At 58.7% G+C, this 18,475-nt stretch carries 10 protein-coding genes; 2 read left to right on the plus strand and 8 right to left on the minus strand.

What is annotated here, in order from left to right:
- Positions 1–169: 169 nt before the first annotated feature.
- A complete protein-coding gene (locus IEW09_RS06070; RefSeq protein ID WP_373282811.1) occupies positions 170–4,906 on the plus strand; it encodes a DNA glycosylase AlkZ-like family protein in 4,737 nt (1,578 codons plus the stop codon).
- A complete protein-coding gene (locus tag IEW09_RS06075; protein WP_188553317.1) occupies positions 4,899–5,762 on the plus strand; it encodes an Fpg/Nei family DNA glycosylase in 864 nt (287 codons plus the stop codon). The genes IEW09_RS06070 and IEW09_RS06075 overlap by 8 nt, the downstream gene beginning before the upstream one ends.
- Before the next feature lie 84 nt (positions 5,763–5,846).
- On the opposite strand, the gene IEW09_RS06080 is transcribed toward IEW09_RS06075, so the two are convergent.
- From IEW09_RS06080 to IEW09_RS06115, 8 genes are all read right to left on the minus strand, one after another.
- Positions 5,847–6,284, minus strand: coding sequence for a CYCXC family (seleno)protein (locus tag IEW09_RS06080; RefSeq protein WP_268235728.1), 438 nt, complete (start codon positions 6,282–6,284; stop codon positions 5,847–5,849).
- Positions 6,285–6,864: 580 nt separating this feature from the next.
- Positions 6,865–8,307, minus strand: a complete 1,443-nt coding sequence (locus tag IEW09_RS06085) for an alpha-L-fucosidase (RefSeq protein ID WP_188553318.1) — start codon at positions 8,305–8,307, stop codon at positions 6,865–6,867.
- Positions 8,308–8,458: 151 nt separating this feature from the next.
- Complete coding sequence (locus IEW09_RS06090; RefSeq protein WP_188553319.1) at positions 8,459–8,761, minus strand: 4a-hydroxytetrahydrobiopterin dehydratase; 303 nt, start codon at positions 8,759–8,761, stop codon at positions 8,459–8,461.
- A gap of 25 nt (positions 8,762–8,786) precedes the next feature.
- The gene (locus IEW09_RS06095) at positions 8,787–9,905 is read right to left on the minus strand and encodes an HD domain-containing phosphohydrolase (protein ID WP_188553320.1); all 1,119 of its coding nucleotides are present in this window, start codon (positions 9,903–9,905) and stop codon (positions 8,787–8,789) included.
- Between the two features lie 161 nt (positions 9,906–10,066).
- Complete coding sequence (gene glmU / locus IEW09_RS06100) at positions 10,067–11,482, minus strand: bifunctional UDP-N-acetylglucosamine diphosphorylase/glucosamine-1-phosphate N-acetyltransferase GlmU (RefSeq protein WP_188553321.1); 1,416 nt, start codon at positions 11,480–11,482, stop codon at positions 10,067–10,069.
- A 220-nt stretch (positions 11,483–11,702) separates the two neighbouring features.
- Complete coding sequence (locus IEW09_RS06105; RefSeq protein ID WP_188553322.1) at positions 11,703–13,175, minus strand: M16 family metallopeptidase; 1,473 nt, start codon at positions 13,173–13,175, stop codon at positions 11,703–11,705.
- 26 nt (positions 13,176–13,201) lie between these two features.
- Positions 13,202–14,761 carry a M16 family metallopeptidase gene (locus tag IEW09_RS06110; protein ID WP_229739140.1) on the minus strand — a complete coding sequence of 520 codons (1,560 nt, stop codon included), beginning with the start codon at positions 14,759–14,761 and terminating at the stop codon, positions 13,202–13,204.
- 166 nt (positions 14,762–14,927) lie between these two features.
- Positions 14,928–18,425 (minus strand): TonB-dependent receptor, encoded by a 3,498-nt coding sequence (locus IEW09_RS06115; RefSeq protein WP_229739141.1) that lies wholly within the window; start codon positions 18,423–18,425, stop codon positions 14,928–14,930.
- Positions 18,426–18,475 lie beyond the last annotated feature (50 nt).

Here is an 18,475-nt window from a genome sequence, read left to right on the forward strand (position 1 = left end):
CATGGAGTTAAAAACAAGCAACGGCAAGTGCGGGGTTCTTCGCTTCGCTCAGAATGACAGTTTTAAATAGCGGACATGCCGTGGCTGAACCTGTATCTCCCTGTAAAACTGCTCTGGGCGCGTGGGAGGGGTTGGGCGCATCTTATATAGTGTGCGAAGCGTGCCGCAGATCTCGTCTAAATCGAAGAAGGTAGATGCAGCGAAGCCGTCGGGTGCGGAGGCTGCGCTTTCGTTGTTTCATCCGGTGACGGCGAAGTGGTTCAGGGCTGTCTTTGAGGAGCCTACGGCTCCGCAGATCGAGGGGTGGCCGGCGATTGCTCGTGGGGAGTCGACGCTGATTCTGGCGCCGACTGGGACGGGCAAGACGCTGACGGCGTTTCTTTGGTGCCTCGATAAGTTAATGCTGCGAACGGCTGCGGATGAACCGCGTGGTTGCAGGGTGGTGTATCTGTCTCCGCTGAAGGCGTTGGCTGCGGATGTGGAGAGGAATCTGCGCTCGCCGTTGGCGGGGATTGCGAACATGGCGAAGCGCGAGGGGGTGGAGGTGCGGATTCCTGAGATCAGCGTTCGCACCGGAGACACTTCGCAGAAGGAGCGGGCACGGTTTCGGCGACATCCGGGGGAGATTTTGATTACGACTCCGGAGAGCTTGTATCTGTTGTTGACTTCGGAGGCTGGCGAGTCGCTGCGGACGGTGGAGACGGTGATCGTGGATGAGATCCACGCGCTGGTTCCTAGTAAACGTGGCGCGCACATGGCGGCTTCGCTGGAGCGGCTGGAGGCTTTGACGGGGCGGCGGCTGCAGAGGATTGGGTTGTCGGCTACACAGAGGCCGTTGGAGGAGGTGGCTCGGTTTCTGGGTGGAGCGGAGGGCGCAGGAATTGTAGCGGATAAGGTTACAGAAGCGTTGAAGCCTGAGATTGCTGATGTGTTGATGGATGCTGCCAGCGATGATGGGGTGAAGGCGGATGTGGGAGTAGATGCTCCGCGGTATCGTCCGGTGACGGTGGTGAATGCGGGAGCGCGGAAGGTGCTGGAACTGAAGGTGGAGGTTCCGGTGGAGGACATGGCGCGGCTGGGGGAGATTGAAGAGCAGCCGAGCGGGCCTGCTTCGCAGGGGCCGAAGCGGACTTCGATATGGCAGTCGATCTATCCGCGATTGCTGGAGATTATTCAGGGACGGACTTCGACGCTGATCTTTGTGAATGCGCGACGGGTGGCGGAGCGGCTGGCCGGTGCGTTGAATGATCTGGCAGGCGATGCGATTGCGCGAGCGCACCATGGATCGCTGGCGGCGGCGCAGCGAAGTGAGATTGAGGAGATGTTGAAGGCGGGGAAGATCAAGGCGCTGATTGCTACTTCTTCGCTCGAGCTTGGCATCGATATGGGCGCGATCGATCTGGTGATTCAGATTGAGGCTCCGCCTTCGGTGGCGAGCGGGATGCAAAGGATTGGGCGAGCGGGGCACCAGGTGGGGGCGCCTTCGTGTGGGATTATCTTTCCGAAGTATCGTGCGGATTTGATTGCGTGTGCCGCGGTGACGCGGGCGATGCATGAAGGGCATGTCGAGTCGACGCGGTTTTTGCGGAATCCGCTGGATGTGTTGGCGCAGCAGATGGTGGCGGTGATTGCGCATCCTCCGTTGAGCGTTGCCGATGCGGAGCGGCGGACGGCGCGCAGGTCGGAGGAGGAAGAGAGTCCAGGGATTGGCTATGAGGCTCTGTTTGCGCTGATGCGCGGCGCGGCTCCGTTTGCGGGTTTGAGCAGGAGTGTCTTTGATGGCGTGCTGGATATGCTGGCGGGGCGGTATTCGTCGGATGAGTTTGCGGAGCTTCGTCCGAGGGTGACGTGGGACCGAACAAGAAATTGGATTACGCCGCGTGCGGGGGTGAAGCGGATTGCGATTCTGAACGGCGGGACGATTCCTGATCGCGGGACGTATGGCGTTTTTCTTTCGGGGGAGCGGAGCAAGCCGGTTCGCGTGGGCGAGCTGGATGAGGAGATGGTGTTTGAGAGTAAGCCGGGCGAGGTGTTTACGCTGGGCGCTTCGGCGTGGAGGATCGACGAGATTACGCATGACCGCGTGCTGGTTTCGCCTGCTCCGGGTGAGGCGGGGAAGATGCCGTTCTGGCATGGAGATCGTGCGGGCAGGCCGCTGGAATTTGGGCGCAGGATCGGCGCGCTGGTGCGGGAGCTGCGGGAGACTCCGCGAAGTGTAGCGATGACGCGGCTGACGCAGGAGCACGATCTGGAGGCTGGTGCGGCGGAGAATGTGCTGCGGTATCTGGCTGATCAGGAGTTGGCCACCACCATCGTTCCCGATGATCGGAACATTGTGATTGAGCGCGTGCGCGATGAGTTGGGCGACTGGCGCGTTTGTGTGCTGACTCCGTTTGGCAGTCGGATTCATGCGCCGTGGGCGATGGCGGCTACGGCGAAGATTCGTGCGCATAGTGGGCCGGATGTAGAGACGATGTGGAGCGAGGATGGGTTTGTGCTGCGGTTTCCGGAGACGGAGGAGGCTCCGGCGATTGAGCCGATCTTGCTGGAGCCGGAGGAGGCTGCGGAGTTGGTGCTGCAACAGCTGGGATCGACGGCGCTGTTTGCGGCGAAGTTTCGTGAGGGTGCCGCGCGGGCGTTGCTGTTGCCGAGACGACGGATGGATGGGCGAAGTCCGCTGTGGCAGCAGAGGAAGCGGTCGTATGACTTGTTGAGCGTGGCGAGTCGGTATCCTTCGTTTCCGATTTTGCTGGAGGCTTATCGCGAGTGTCTGCGGGATGTGTTCGATATGCCTGCGCTGATGGAGACGCTGCGGCTGATGGCGAATCGTTCGGTGAGGGTGCATACGGTGGACTCGCGGACGCCTAGTCCGTTTGCTTCGGCGCTGCTGTTCAGCTATGTGGCGAACTATATCTATGACGGCGATGCTCCGCTGGCAGAGAGAAGGGCGCAGGCGCTCTCGATCGATCAGGACCAGTTGCGGGAGTTGATGGGTGATGCCGATCTTCGCGAACTGCTGGATGTCAATGCGATTGAGGAGACGGAGGAACAACTGCAATGCGTCGTTGAAAGCTACAAGGCGCGAACGATGGATGGGGTGCATGATCTGTTGCTGCGGCTTGGGGATTTGACGCGGGAGGAGTTGCGGGCGCGATGCGTGAGCGATGCGGTTGCTGAGAGTGTAGCGAAGCTGATGAGGGCGCGGCGGGTGCTGGAGATTCAGTTTGCGGGTGAGAAGCGGTTGATTGCGGTGGAGGATGCGGCGCGGTATCGGGATGCGCTGGGAGTGCCTTTGCCGCCGGGGCTGCCTACTGCTTTTCTGGAGGCTGCGCCGGAGGCGATGGTCGATCTGCTGCGGCGATATGCGCGGACGCATGGGCCGTTTACTTCGCAGGACGCTGCGGGGCGGTTCGATCTGCCGATGGAGAGTGTCGATGCGGTGTTGCAGCGGCTGGTGCAGACGGGACGGATCGTTGAAGGTGGGTTTCGGCCGGGCGGGATTCATCGCGAGTGGTGCGATAACGAGGTGCTGCGGACGATTCGGCGGAAGTCTCTGGCGCAGTTGCGCAAGGAGGTCGAGCCGGTTGAGCAGCGGACGCTGGCGCGGCTGCTGACGCGGTGGCAGGGCGTGGTGCAGCCTCGACGAGGGCTGGATGCGCTGCTGGATGTGATTGAGAATTTGCAGGGTGCTCCGTTGCCGGCATCGATTCTGGAGACGGAGATTCTGCCGTCGCGTTTGACGGGGTATAAGCCTGCCGATCTGGATACTTTGATTGCCGCGGGTGAGGTGGTTTGGGTGGGGCTTGATCCTATTGGCGAGAGGGATGGGCGGATTGGACTTTATCTCGCGGAGAAGCTGCCGGAGCTTTGGAATGCGGGGAATAAGGAGCAGGGCGCGGCGATGAGTGAGCGGGGGGAGAAGGTGATTGCTTATCTGCGGGAGCGCGGGGCTTCGTTCTTTCAGGATCTGCATGATGGGGTTGGTGGAGGGTATCCGGGAGAGACGCTGGATGCTTTGTGGGAGTTGGTCTGGAAGGGGCTGGTGACAAACGATGGGATGGCGGCGCTGCGGGCTTATTGCGAGCGGCCTGTGACGAGTGCGCGGAAGCAGCGAAGGGTGCATCAGCAGACGGGATTTCGCTCGCGAAGGACGACTCCGCCTACGGCGCAGGGGCGATGGGCTTTGCAGGGTGCGGCGTTTGCGGCGGACTGGTCGGCTACAGCGTGGAGTCATGCGATGGCGCAGCAGTTGTTGACGCGGTATGGCGTGGTGTTTCGGGAGACGGCGCATGCGGAGAATCTGCCCGGAGGGTTTTCTGCGATCTATGACGTGATGAAGGCGCTGGAGGAGAGTGGCAAGGTTCGGCGTGGATACTTTGCGGCGGATCTGGGGGCGACTCAGTTTGCTTTGCCTGCTGCGGTGGATCTGCTGCGTTCGCTTCGCGGGCAGCATGAGCCGGAGCGTTCGGAGATGTTGCAGTTGGCGGCTACCGATCCGGCGAATCCTTATGGAGCGCTGCTGCGGTGGCCAGCGCCTCCGGATGCGGGTTCTTCGCTGACGCGTAGCGTGGGGGCGCAGGTGATTTTGTGCGATGGGGAGTTGGTGGTTTATCTGCGGCGCGGGAATCCGAATGTACAGGTGTTTCTGCCGGAGGAGGAGCCGCAGCGGTCGCATGTGATGCGGAGTCTGGCGGAGTTTCTGGTGAAGCGGGTGCAGGCGTTGGAGGATGAGGATCGGCGTGCGGGGTTGCTGATTGCGATGGTGAATGGCGTTGCGGTGGCGGAGCATCCGATGGCGCGGGCGTTGCTGGATGCGGGGTTTGCTGCGGGGGCGATGGGCTTCAATGTTCGTCGAGGGCTGCCGCCCTTGCCGGGCGCGCACGTGCAGGTGAGAGCGAATGCCTGAGGGCGACACCATCTATCGTGCGGCGCGGGCTTTGCAGAAGGCGATTGGCGGCAAGGTGGTGACGGGGTTTGAGACGGGGCTGGCGAAGCTGGCGCGGGTGAATGATGATGCTCCGCTGGTGGGGCGGATGGTGGAGAAGGTTGAGTCGCGGGGGAAGTGGCTGCTGATTTTCTTTAGCGGCGATCTGATTCTGGTGACGCATATGTTGATGAGCGGGAGCTGGCATCTTTATCGCACGGGCGAACGGTGGAGGATGGGGCGCAGCAGGATGCGGGTGGTGATTCGTACGGAAGATTGGGAGGCGGTGGCCTTCAACGTGCCGATTGCGGAGTTTCATACGGCGCGGTCGCTGGAGCGAAGCAGCCAGGTGCCGAAGCTGGGGCCGGATATTCTGGCTGGCGAGTTTACGGTGGCAGGTGGCGTGGAGCGGCTGGCGGCTTATGGGAGGGAGCATCCCGAGGCAGAGATTGCAGTGGTGCTGCTGAATCAGCGGGTGCTGGCGGGTTTGGGGAATGTCTATAAGAGTGAGGTGGCATTTGCCGCGGGGGTGAATCCGTTTCGTGCGATGCGGTCGATTACGCAAAAAGAGATGGAGACGATGGTGGAGTTTGCGCAGCGCTATATGAAGGCGAATGTGATGGACGGCAAGGGTGAGGGGATTGTGACTTATTCAGGCAATCGACGGACGACCCATGCGATGAATCGTGAGGAGAGGCTTTGGGTGTATCGGCGGCAGGGGCAGGAGTGTCGCCGATGCGGAGCTACGGTGATGATGCGACGGCAAGGAGAGCAGGCACGGTCTACGTATTGGTGTCCTGAGTGTCAGCCTTGGGTGGACAAATTAGAGATTCGATAAAACGAGCAACAGCAAAAGCGAAATACGGGGGTTCTTCGCTGCGCTCAGAATGACGGGCATTTTAAGATTGTCTGCGAAACGGTTTTAGAGGGAGGCTTTGGTGAGGTCGACGGTCTGCCAGTCGCCGCGCTCGATGCCTGCTCGAATCTGGACCGGGGTCTGACCTTTCATGGTCTGCTGATAGGCGTAGGCGGCCTCTCGCATGCAGGTGGAGCAGGCGGCTCCGTGGGTGCCTTCGAAGCAGCTATGCAGGCTGTTGTGTCCCATGACGCGGTCGCAGTGGCAGTAGCAGGGTTCCTGATGAAGGACGTTGGGAATCTTCGCCGCCATCTTATATACAGTCACCTGATAGGGGTGGGTGAAGTATTCGCCGGTGAGCTGGTCGCCGCTGAGGATGTGGGGCAGCGGCTTTTTGGAGGCGGTGGCGTTATAGGCTGGAACGTCGTCGGAGGGGTTGGTCCACTGTGCGGACGCGGCCATGGTTACAAGTCCCAGGATCAGGCAGCCAATAATTCGCTTCATGTGGCACATCATAAATGGCGTTGCAGGGGAAGTCCAAACGCCGTTACGAATGGGCATGTAAAGAAAGAGCAACTGCAAAGGCGAAATACAGGGGTTCTTCGCTTCGCTCAGAATGACTGAGAGTGTTGTTCCTTGAAGAGATAAGGAAGCTTACGACTGAGAGTAGGAATGGCGTCGGTAGAGACAAATGGCGTAAAGGGCAAAAAAAAGGCGGCATGAACGTTTTCTGTTCATGCCGGGAGGCCAGTGACGCAACTTGTGTCAGCCGATGTTGCTTGATGCGGGCTGAGAATCTTCTCGGGCGGTTACTCACGCTTGCCGATGAATTGAATATACCACAATGCGTATCCAGAAAACTAAAAATATGCCCAACCATAGAAAAAACGTGTCTGTGGAGTGCTTAAAAGTCGAAGATTCGGCCTCGGTTTATGCTTCTTAATGCTTATGTATCAGATATTTATATGTATCGGCGGAGGCTGAGGAAAACTAGATAAAAATTTATTCATAAAATGAAAAATTTAGTAGACAGGGAGCTACAGAAGTTGGAATCCGGCTTTTTGAGGGCTATAGAGGTGTTGATTTATAGCCCGACGGGTTCGTTATAGATGCCGAATTCAGTAATTCCGGGCGGTTTTGTGGTGCCTTTTATGGTGAGGCGAACGCGCTCTGCGGTGACGGGCTGGAATCTTTCCAGTTGAAAGGCGAGTGGGGTCTTGCCGCTGGCGATGGGAGTCCATTGATTGTTCTGCCAGGCTTCGACGCTGTAGGAGGCGATGCGGCTGTCGGTACCGTATTCCTTATCAAAGCGAGGCTCGACGATGGAGACGGTATTGAAGCGGGTTGGCTGGCCAAAGGCGATCTCGATCCAGCCGGAGGTCTCGTTGTCGTCGGCGATCCAGTAGGTGCGGTAGCTGTTGTCGTTGGCCAGGTCGGGGCCGATGCCTTCGGTGTTTCGGCTGGCGAAGGATGGGCGGGCAAATGCGAGGTTGGGAGTTGTGATGCTGACTGAGGGAGCGAGCTTTGGGGCTGGTGCGCGGTCTTTCCAGAGGTGGCCGACCTCGGCGAGGCGGTCGACGGTGTTCTGATCGAAGCGGCCGTCGCGATTGGGGGCGACGTTGATCAGAAGATTGCAGTGCTGGCGGTTGAAGGGAATGAGCCAGTCGTTCACGATGGTCTCGGCTGACTTGAGCGGCTCGGTGGGATAGCTCTCCTTCCAGAACCACTCGCTCTGCAGGGTGGTTCCGGATTCTGAGGGGATGATGCTGTCGGAGGCGATCTTTTGTCCGGCGTGCTGCTCGTACTGTTTGATATCGGTGTAGCAGAGGGCCGAGCCGGGATACTGGCCGGCGTTGTGGTCGGCGACGAGGCAGTTGGGCTGATGGGATTTGATGTGGTCGTAGATCTCGCGGAAGGGAACCTGATCGTAGGTGATGCGGCTCCAACCGGCGTTCCAGCCGTCGATGATGATGGCGGTGATCTCGCCATAGTTGGTGAGCAGCTCGGAGAGCTGGGTTTTGATCAGGGCTATCTTTTTGGGAGTGACCTGATAGGACCAGATCTGAGCGCGGAGGTCGAGGATGGAGAAGTAGAGGCAGACCTTGAGGCCATGCTTTCGGAAGGAGTTTGCGTAGGACGCGACGACATCCTGGGTGAAGGTCGCGTCTTTTACGCTGGGGCTGGTGGTTTTGGTGGGCCAGAGGCAGAATCCGTCGTGATGCTTGGTGGTGAGGCAGCCGTAGGCCATTCCGGCAGAACGAACGGCCTGTGCCCATTGGTCGGTGTCGAGATGGGCGGGGTTGAAGAGTTTGGGGGAGGCTTTGGGGTCGCCCCATTCGCGCTGCTCGAAGGTGGCCATGTTGAGGTGGAGAAAGGCGCCGAAGCGGAGGTCCATGAACTCCTGCTGTAGCTGGAGAAGAGGCTTTGTGTTTGCCTGCATGGCGGGAGCGGCGATGGCAGACTGTTGTGCGGCCAGGAGGGCTGCGGTTCCGGCAAGGCCCTGGGTAAATTCACGGCGATTGAGCATAGTTGGGCGGTACTCCAGCGAAGGTGCGCCTTATAAAGATTGGCGGCGGGACAAGGGGAGTCTTCCACGATTGGATATCTACGGTCAAGCGCTTAAAGTATGAGCTATTGGAGTATTGAAGAGATTTATGAAGAAATGAGCACTCAAAACATTAATTTGAAGTGGCGTGACTGGCTAGCTCGGCGGTGATGCGGGCTGCCATGGTTGCATCGCGTTCAGTGATTCCTCCTGCGTCGTGTGAGATCAGAGAGAGCAGGACACGGTTGTAACGGATATCGATGTCTGGGTGGTGGTTGGCTTCTTCCGCAATGGCTGCGATGCGATTGACGAACGCTACGGCTTCGGGAAAATCACGGAAGGTCCACTCGCGAACCAGCTTTCCGTCTTTCAGATTCCACTCTGGATGCGCACGCAGTACGTCTTCAATTTCCGTTGAAGTCAATGCCTTTTTCATGGCGATATACCTCGCACCTGTGATGCTAGGCGTCGCGTGTGCCGGGTGCAAGGACCGGGCGGCAGAGGGTGGATGACAGGGCTGAAGCGGGTATCTTACCGACCTCTGCGCGGAGGTCGGTCCACGATTCGATTGGCATGGCGAGAAAGGCTGCGACGATATGAGGGTCGAACTGTTTGCCTGAACATTCAGCGATCTCGGCGCAGGCGGCTTCAAAGGTCGTTCCCTTGCGGTAGGGGCGGTCGGAGGTCATCGCGTCGAGAGCGTCGGCGATGGCGAAGATGCGGGCGCCCAGGGGGATCGCTTCGCCGCTCAGGCCGCGGGGATAGCCAGTGCCGTCGAAGCGTTCCTGATGGGTGTAGACGATCTCAGCGGCTTCGCGAAGGAAGGGGATCTTGCGCACCATCTCGTAGCCGCGCTCGCAGTGCTCGCGCATGGTGCTCATCTCGTCGGTGTTGAGACGGCCGGGTTTGAGCAGGATGCTGTCGGGCGTGGCGATCTTTCCGATGTCGTGCAGAAAAGCGCCACGAGCGATGGTGCGGAGCTCTTCGGTCTCGATGCCCATGGAGCGGGCGAGAGCGATGGTATAGGCGGTGACGCGGCGGGAGTGACCTTCGGTCTCTTCGTCGCGCAGATCGAGGGCGTCGCCCATAGCTTCGAGGGTGATGTCGTAGCTGCGCTCGAGGTCCTGCATGGTGGAGCGGAGGCGGCCGGTGCGGGTGGTGGCGATGGACTCGAGGTTGTGGCGGTAGATGGAGTTCTGTTTGCGAAGGCGGCCGAGCTCCATGGCGCGCAGGATGACGCTCTCGAGTTCGGCATGCGAGAAGGGTTTGAGGAGATAGTCGATTGCGCCGCGACGGAAGGCGCTAGTGGCGACCTGCGTATCGTTGATGGCGGTGCAGATGACGACAGGAATGGCGGGATAGTCGAGAGAGATATCGTCGAGCAGGCTGAGGCCGTCGGTTCCGGGCATGATGATGTCGGCGAGGACGAGATCGTAGTCGGGGTCTTGCTGCAGACGGGCGAGCGCTTCGTCGGCGCTCTCGGTGGCCGTTATGACGTGGCCATTGTGCTCGAGCAATGCGGTTAGAGTTTCGCGCACGTCGGCTTCGTCATCGACGATCAGGATTCGTTTCCGTAGCATGGGCAGCACTTTTGCGCAGTAGCGCAGCCACTCGTTCGAGGGACGGATACGAGCGGCTTACCCTGTTCTTATCGGCGGGGGGTGTTCTTTCTTTATTGCCGGGCGAGCTGTGTTGGTTGTTCATCCCAGGTCTCAGAATCGAGACCTGGGCACCCAAGTGATTAGGATTTTTTGGAGGCGGCTCGCTTTGCTGCTGCCCAGCCGGGCTTGGTGGTCTGACGGCTTCGGCCGAGCGCGAGCGAATCGGCGGGGACATCTTCGGTGATGCAGCTTCCGGCGGCGACGTAGGCTCCTGCTCCTATGGTGACTGGAGCGACGAGCGTGGAGTCGGAGCCGACGAAGGCACCGTCGCCGATGATGGTCTGGTGCTTGTGGACGCCGTCGTAGTTGCAGGTGATGGCTCCTGCGCCTACGTTGACTCCTGCGCCGATGGTGGCGTCGCCGAGATAGTTGAGGTGGTTCGCCTTGGAGCCTTTGCCGAGCGTTACTTTTTTGGTCTCGACGAAGTTGCCGACGTGGGCGTTTTCGCCGATGCGGCTTTCGGGGCGGAGATGAGCGTAGGGACCGAGGATGGCACCGTCGGAGACTTCGGCGCTGTCGAGGATGCAACCGTTGCGTACGGTTACATTGTTGCCGAGAGTCGATTGCTGGATGACGGAGTAGGAGCGGATGCGGCAATCGGTGCCGATGGTGGTTGCGCCGAGGAGTTGCACGTAGGGTTCGATGGTGGTGTCTGGGCCGACGGTGACGGCGGCGTCGATGACGCAGGTTTCGGGGCGGAAGATGGTGACGCCCTGCGCCATGAGGCGCTTGGCTGTGTTGAGGCGCATGGCGGCGTCGAGGTGCATCATCTCGGCGATGGTGTTGGCACCGAGGACTTCGTTGACGCTGTCGGCTTTGACGGCTACGACGCGTTCGCCGTCGGCGACGAGCATGGCGGCTACGTCAGTGAGGTAGAACTCGCCGTGGGCGTTGTCGGTGGAGAGGGAATCGAGTTTGGTGAAGAGCTTGGCGGTTTCGAAGCAGTAGATGCCGGAGTTGATCTCAGGAGTGTTGAGCTGATCGGGACGCAGGGACTTCTGCTCGACGATTGCAGTTACCTCTGGCTTATCTGGAGATGCGCGGAGGATGCGGCCGTAGCCGGTGGGATCGTCGGGCACAGCGGTGAGGATGGTCATGGCTGCGTGTTCGCGGAGATGAAGATCGCAGATGGAGGCTATGGTTTCGGGGCGAATGAGTGGAACGTCGCCGGAGAGGACGAGGAGATGTTTGGGGATGGATGCGCCGGTCTCGGCGAAGTACGCCTTGACTTGCTGGAGGGCGTGGCCGGTGCCGCGCTGCTCGGCCTGGAGGACGAACTGTACGCCGGTGGGAGCTACTGCTGCACGGACGCGGTCGGCCTCGTGGCCGATGATGCAATAGATGTGGTCGGCGGCGACTACGGTCTTTGCCGCGGCGATGACGTGCAGCAGAAGGGCTTGTCCGCCGATCTCATGGAGGACTTTAGGGCGCTTGCTTTTGAGCCGCGTGCCTTTGCCCGCGGCCATGATGGCGATTGCAAATCCGGTAGTGTCCATAGATAGATATCGTCTCACGATGGCGATAGGTTGTATCAACCTATCGCGAGAGGAATGGAAAGTGATGTGGTCCGAAAGTTGCAGGAAAGGCTAAGGCACAACGGGCAAACCGCAGGTCCTTCGACTCACCTCTCGCGATCAAGCTGCGAGAGGCTTCGCTCAGGATGACAATTCTTCAGAAGAAGATAGCTAATTCGTTTCCTCTGTCGGTTGGTGCAACCTAGTTGGAAGGTTCTCCGGGTGGCGGCGGAATGGAGATATCCAGGTTCGTTACCGGGCCAAGAGTGTCGAGTTTAGGCGTGATCTCGGCTTCGTTGCCGACTACGACGATGGCGAGCTTCGAGGGATCGACGTATTTGTTTGCTACTCGTGTTACGTCGGCTGAGGTGACCTTTTCGATGCCGCTCTTATACTTCTCGAGGAAGTCGGGTGGGTAGCCGTAGAAGGCGAGAAGGACTTGTTCGTTGAGCGTCTTCTCAGGCGAGTCGTAGTGGAAGATGAAGGAGTTGAGTACCTGATCTTTTGCCTTGCTGAGTTCGGCTGGAGTGGGTGGCTCGGTTTTGAGCTTGCCTATCTCGGCTAACATAGCCTGGGTTGCGGCGACGGTGCTGACGCTCTTTGTGCCGGCGATGACGTAGAAGATTCCGGGGTGGTCGTAGGACGCTCCGAAGCTGCCGCCTACATCGTAGGCGAGGCCGAGTTTAGTGCGGACGTCCTGCACGACACGGGAGCCGAAGCCACCGGAGAAGATCTCGTTCATGACGCTGAGGGCGTAGTAGTCTGGATTGCTGCGCTCGGTGCCGAGACCGACGATGACTACGTTTGATTGATCGACGTCGCCTTTTTCTGCGAAGTAGATCTTGTGCTCGGGATCGGCGAAGTGAATGGGCGGTGTCTTGATCAGGTCGCCGCGCTGCATGGAGCCGAAGGCCTGGCGGAGTTTGGCTTCCATTGCGGCGCTGTCGAAGTCGCCGGAGATGGCGACGATCATGCCGTTGGGGATGACCGTCTTGTCGTGCCATGCCTTGAGGTCGGCCAATGTGACGGCTTCGACGGTGGCGTACTCTTCCTGACGGGCATAGGGATTGGTTGAGCCGTAGACCTGCTTGATGGCCTCGCGGTTGGCGATGTTGCTGGCGTCATCGTTGCGGCGTGAGATGCCGGTCTCTAACTGGCGCTTGGCGAGTAGGAGTTTGTCGGCTTTGAAGTTGGGATGTTCAAGGAGATCGACTGTCGCGGCGAAGACGGTGTCGAAGTCGCCCTTGAGGCTTGACCAGTTGACCGAGGTTGTGGCGGTGCCTCCGCTGGTTTCGAGGCTGGCGGCTTTATTTTCCAATTCGTCGTCGAGCTTGTCGCCGTCTACGGTTGTTGTGCCGCTGGTTCTCCACGTCTGACCGTAGAGCGAGACGAGGCCGACTTTGTCTGCGGGTTCGTCGCGGCTGCCGCCTCGAATGAGAATGGTGCCGTTGATGAAGGGAAGCTCGTGGTCTTCCTGAAGGAAGATGACGAGGCCATTGTCCAGCTCGATTCGCTTTGGCTGAACTGGCTTGAAGGAGTGGAGCGGGGGAATCGGAATGCTCTTCCACGGCTGGGCTGTTGTCTTTTTGGTGCTGGCTGGTTTGGAGGGTGCAGTCTGGGCTGCCGCGCTCATCGTTGTCAGCAGAACCGTCAATGCTATGCCTGCAAAACGCATCGTTGAGATTTCCTTGGAGAGTCCCTTCATTTTGCACCTCCGGTTTGCGCTGAGGCAGGTGTTGGATGAGCGGGGGCGTGGCTTTGTTGCGGTGGCACAAAGTCGATCTGCGCGCTGGTGCGGTTGCTGGCGAGGAAGATCTTATTGGCGACGCGGCGAATGTCGGCCTTGTTGACGGCATCGATCTTGTCTAACTGCCGGAACAACTCTCGCCAGTCTCCGAAGCGAGTTTGATATTCAGCTAACTGGTGGGCGAGTCCTTCGTTGTCGGCGAGGCCGCGCAATAGATCGGCACGGGCGCGGGTCTTGAAGCGAGCCAGCTCTTCGTCGGATACATCCTGAGTCTTCAAGAGATCGAGTTGTTTGTGTATGGCGGTGCGCATCTCTTCGGGCGTGTGTCCGGGGAGGGGAACGGCGTAGACCGCGAAGAGGCCGGGATATTTGTCGCCGGGAAACCCGCTGAAGCCTTCGGCTTCTGCCGCGATGCGCTGATCGCGGACAAGGCTGCGATAGAGACGCGCGGTGCGTCCGTTGGAGAAGATGTCGCTGATGGCGTCGTAGACCGCATCGTCGGGGTCGCGATAGTCGGGGCGGTGGTAGCCCTCAATATAGAAGGGCTGCGTTGCCTCTTTAATGACCACGGATTTTTCGGCAAACTGCGGGGGTTCGATGGTGGTCATCGGCTCAGGCTTGGGGCCTGCGGGGATGGGAGCGAAGTAACGCTCAAGGATAGGCATCGCGGTGGATGCTTTTACGTCGCCGACTACCGCGATAACGATGTTTGAGGGGACATAATATTTTTTGTGAAATGCCTCGGCTTCGGTTGCGGTGACCTGGCTGATCTCGCTCTCCCAGCCGACTCCGCTGCGGCCGTAGGGATGCGCCACGTAGGCTGTGGCCAGGAGTTGCTCGACCATGCGGCCGATGGGGGAAGAGTCAATGCGCATGCGGCGCTCTTCCTGGACTACATCGCGCTCTTTATAGAACTCGCGCTCGACGGGATGGCCGATGCGCTGGCTTTCGAGATAGGCCCAGAGTTGCAGCCGGTTGGACGGCATACTCCAGAAGTATTGCGTAGAGTCTTCTTCGGTGGATGCGTTGATGCCTACTGCGCCGTTCTGCTCGGCGATCTCGGAGAACTGATTGGGAATGACGTATTTTTCGGCTGCTGCCTGCGCGTCCTGAAATACTTTTTTGAGCTGAGCGAGCTTGGCTGGGTCTTGTCCGACGCGCTTGCGAAACTCTGCGTCGTAGGCGGCATAGGCTACTTCAACCTTTGCCAAAGCTACTTTTTCAGCGGGGTAGTCGGTGGTGCCAATCTCTGTGGAGCCCTTGAAGGCCATGTGCTCGAACATGTGAGCAAGGCCACTGGCGCCCTGCGGGTCGTCTGCCGAACCAGCGTCAACCAGTGTGTAGAAGCTGAAGACGGGGGCTTCGGGACGCTCACAGACGATGAGCGTCAGGCCGTTAGGCAGAACCTTTACTGTCGTTCGCTTCTCGAAACTGGCCAGATCCTGCGCCTTCGCTGCACAGCACAGAGCGATTCCCAGCAGTACGGTCGACGCGATCATCCCTCGAACTCGCACAGAACTACCTCCATCAAAAAAATGACTACAGCCCGAAGTCTAACTATACCGAAGTAGAGAGTATGACCTCTGGTTCGACGAAACGAACCGCAGAACAGGCATGACTTTAAAGAAAAAAATCCCGGCACACCTGGACGTCAGATGTGCCGGGAGAGTGGAGGTACAGTTAGAAAAGAATGCGGCCGCCAACCTGGATGATGCGGTTGCTGCCACCACTGCCGGTGACTTCGCCAAAGGTGGAGCTGTTCATCGCAGTGCTTGGCGTGCCGAGGTTGGTCAGGTTGAATACGTTGGTGACTTCTCCGCGGAGCTGGAACTTCAGGCTTTCAAAGATTCCAAAGGTGCGGAAGAGGGAAGCGTCTACGTCCCGATACCCGGGGTCGTCGAGCTGTGCCGGACGAGTGTTTCCGAGGAGGCCCAAAGGACCGACGCCGGGGCATCCAGCAGTGCCTGGTATGCAGTAGACCGATGTATCAAACCACTGGCCTTCTTCTACAAGACGTGAGCGCTTTCCGCCGAGAGTGTGAGGAGTCCGGCCGGGCAGAACGCTCGGACGGTCGTTGGTCTGTCCATCTCCGTTGACGTCGGTTCCGGTCGTAACGGTGAACGGCTGGCCGCTGTTCATCGTGATGATGCCGGTCACGGTCCAACCGTTGAGTGCAGTGCGAACATACCGGTTATAGGAGGTGAAATAGTCTGGTGTCCATACGAAAGACGCCGTTACCATGTTGCGACGATCCTGGTCGGAACGCTGATGCGCTTCGAGTTGCGGGTAGTTGGGATCGACGAAGGTGGCGGCGAGGTTGCTGCCATCGAGAGCGTTGCTGGCCAGCGTCTTGCTCCAGATGTAATGGCCTCGCGCACTGAAGTTGTGGGAGAGACGCTTCTCCAGGCTTACCTGCAAGCCGTTGTAGTTCGAGTTTTGGCTGGACTGCAGGTTGTAGACGTTGGAGTAGGTGGGGGTTGCGGCCGAGAGCCCGAACTCCGAGTTCAGCGGACGGCGGTTGTTGACTGTGCTGCTGGTATTTGCATAAGCGCAGGCCTTGGTTTTATCGGTGCAGCTTGGGCCTGAGGTACCGCTCGCCGTGATATTGAACTGCGGTGGGTTGAGATCGTGATAGATCGGCAGCTTTCTGTTGAGCGAGGCTACGTAGTTGATGGAAAGCGCGAGACCGTTGCCCAGTTCCTGCTGGATACCGGCGTTGATCTGGTAGGTCACCGGCCATTCAAAGTGCGAATCGAACGAGGAGACCTGATTAAGGGCAAGGAAGCTTGCGGTTGAGGTGTGAGGTGTAAACGTCAGAGTTGGGAAAGGATTGACGCCGCCGGGAAATTCAGTGGGATCGTTCGAATAAGGATGGGCCATCGAGACGACCTTGCTGAAGGTAGGACGAACGGCGTAAGGAGCGAAGTTGGAGGGAAGCTCCCACAGGTTGCCGGAGATGCCGCCGTAGAAGAGACCGCCCGCGGCGTGGAAGACAGTTTTTCCATTGCCATAGGGGTCATACGAGAGGCCGATACGCGGCGAGATGTGGCTGGAAGGCGTAAAGGCTCCGGTGGTGGGAACGCCCGGATCACCAGGGAAGAGCATACCGATCGGCGCCAGTTGCGGGCCGGTCTTGCCTGCGATGTTGACGGTTTTGAAGGCGTGAGACTGCACACCGGGGATGAAGTTGGTCTGGCGGTTCTGCGTATCGGTGGGAGCTTGCTGCCAGTCGTAACGCAGGCCCAGGTTGACGGTCAGATTCGGAAGAATGCGCCAGTCATCCTGAGCGAAGAGAGCGAAGTTCCAGTAATTGGCTTCCGCGTACTCGCCGGTGTCCTGTTCAAAGGTGTTGGGAAGGCCGAGCAGGTAATCGGACAAAGAGTTTGTGGTGCGAACGGATTTGGTTGTGGCATAGGAAAAGACGCCATAGTTATCGAGCGATGTGAGCTGGAAGTCTTTTTCGAGGCTGGTTTCAGCTCCGAGGGAGAGCGTGTGCTTGCCGCGCGATGTGCTGATCAGGTCGCGGAAGGCGTAAAGATTGGTTCCCGCCTTGGGGCCGGTGATGGCCTGCGAAAGCGTGAACCATGTAGGGATGCTGACCTGTCCGCGAGAGGGCGAGCCGGAGATTCCGAAGTCGGAACCGAAGTCTGCAAAGGTGCTGTTGCTTGGGACGGGGATACGGCCACCGGCTTGTCTGGTATAGCTCAGCCAAGCTTGGTTGACAGTGCGCTCATTGACCGTCCAGGTATCGCTGATGTTCGCGTTCTGCTGCTTGGTAGCGTAGTTGGAAAAGCTCCAGTGGCTTGGTGTCAGACCGCCTGGGTTCGAGCGAATGCTGTAGTCATACAGAAAATAGCTCAAGGTGAGGCGGTGATTCGGAGTCACCTGATGGTCCGTCTTGATGAGGTACTGGTTGTACATCTCCGGTGTGGGATCGTACTCCCTGTAGGTATATTGATTGTCGCCGAATTGACCCGCTCCCACGCCAGGCTTGATGCCTTGAGAGTTCAGATATTGCACAATTTTGACTGCTGTGGGATCGAGCGGGGTGGTAATGATGTTGCCAGGGTAGGGGGTGTTTGTCGCGGGGTTGCAGACGAGGAAGTGAAACGCTTTGCTGGCAGAGCTTGATGGGCTTGTCGCGCAGTTCGCTTGTTCGGTAGCTGACGGCAGATTTTCGCTGAAGTTGCCGCTGAGTTGGGCCGCGTCTGGAACATTGCCACTGAATGCCGAAGAGGTAGTGGCGCGCAGGCCGCCGAAGCTGCCGAAGAAAAAGTCCTTATTTTTGCGAATAGGGCCGCCGAAAGTAGCGCCGTACTCGTTGCGGGCATAGGGTTGCTTGGTTATCTGGTTGTGTGAGACAGCAGTGAAGTTTTTGGTGCGATAAAACTCGAAAGCCGATCCGTGGAACTGGTTGGTTCCGTCCTTAGTAACAAGGCTGACGACGGCTGCCGCGTAGCGCCCAAGCGTGGCGCTGAAGTTGTTTGTCTCAACGTGGAACTGGCTGATCGCATCGGGAGTTGGTACCGCGTTACCACTGTTGCGGAGGCCGGTCATGTTAAGGCCGCCATCGAGATAGTAGGAAACCTGGCCAGTGAAATCGTCTGTGGAACCGTTGATGTAAACGTGCTGCTCTTTGAAGCCAAGACTGTTTTGCGTGCTGTTGGACTGAACACCGGGAGTCAGGCTGAGCAACTGATAGGTGTCGCGACCGACAAGAGGAAGATTTTCGATTTCAACGTTGGAGATGGTGCGGCCGATGGTTGCATTGCTCAGATTGATGAGAGGCGCGCCGCTGCTGACGTTGACCGTCTCGGTCGTCTCGCCGTTCTGCAACTGGAAGGTGAGGTCAGCTTCCTGCATAACAGAAAGAACAACGCCGGTGCGCTGGAGCGTCTTGAATCCTGGGGCTGAAACGGAGATTTTGTAGGGGCCGACCGGAAGAAACTCATCGCGAAAAGATCCATCGTCTTTTGCGGTAACAGTACGGGTGAAGTTTGTGTCGGTCTGGGTCACTGTGATGGTCGCGTGGGGAATGACCGCGCCGGTAGAGTCGGTGACACTTCCAACCATTGTGGCAGTTGTTAGTTGGGCCATGGCGATATTGCTAAAGCTGAGCAGAAACACACTCAGCGCAAGCATAACCATGCAGGATGCAGAGCGTAATTTGATTGTCATTTTGAGGCCTCTCATGAGTCAAACGTTTGTCTAAACTGGATGCTGATACC

The organism is Edaphobacter dinghuensis, from assembly GCF_014640335.1.
GTDB lineage: Bacteria > Acidobacteriota > Terriglobia > Terriglobales > Acidobacteriaceae > Edaphobacter > Edaphobacter dinghuensis.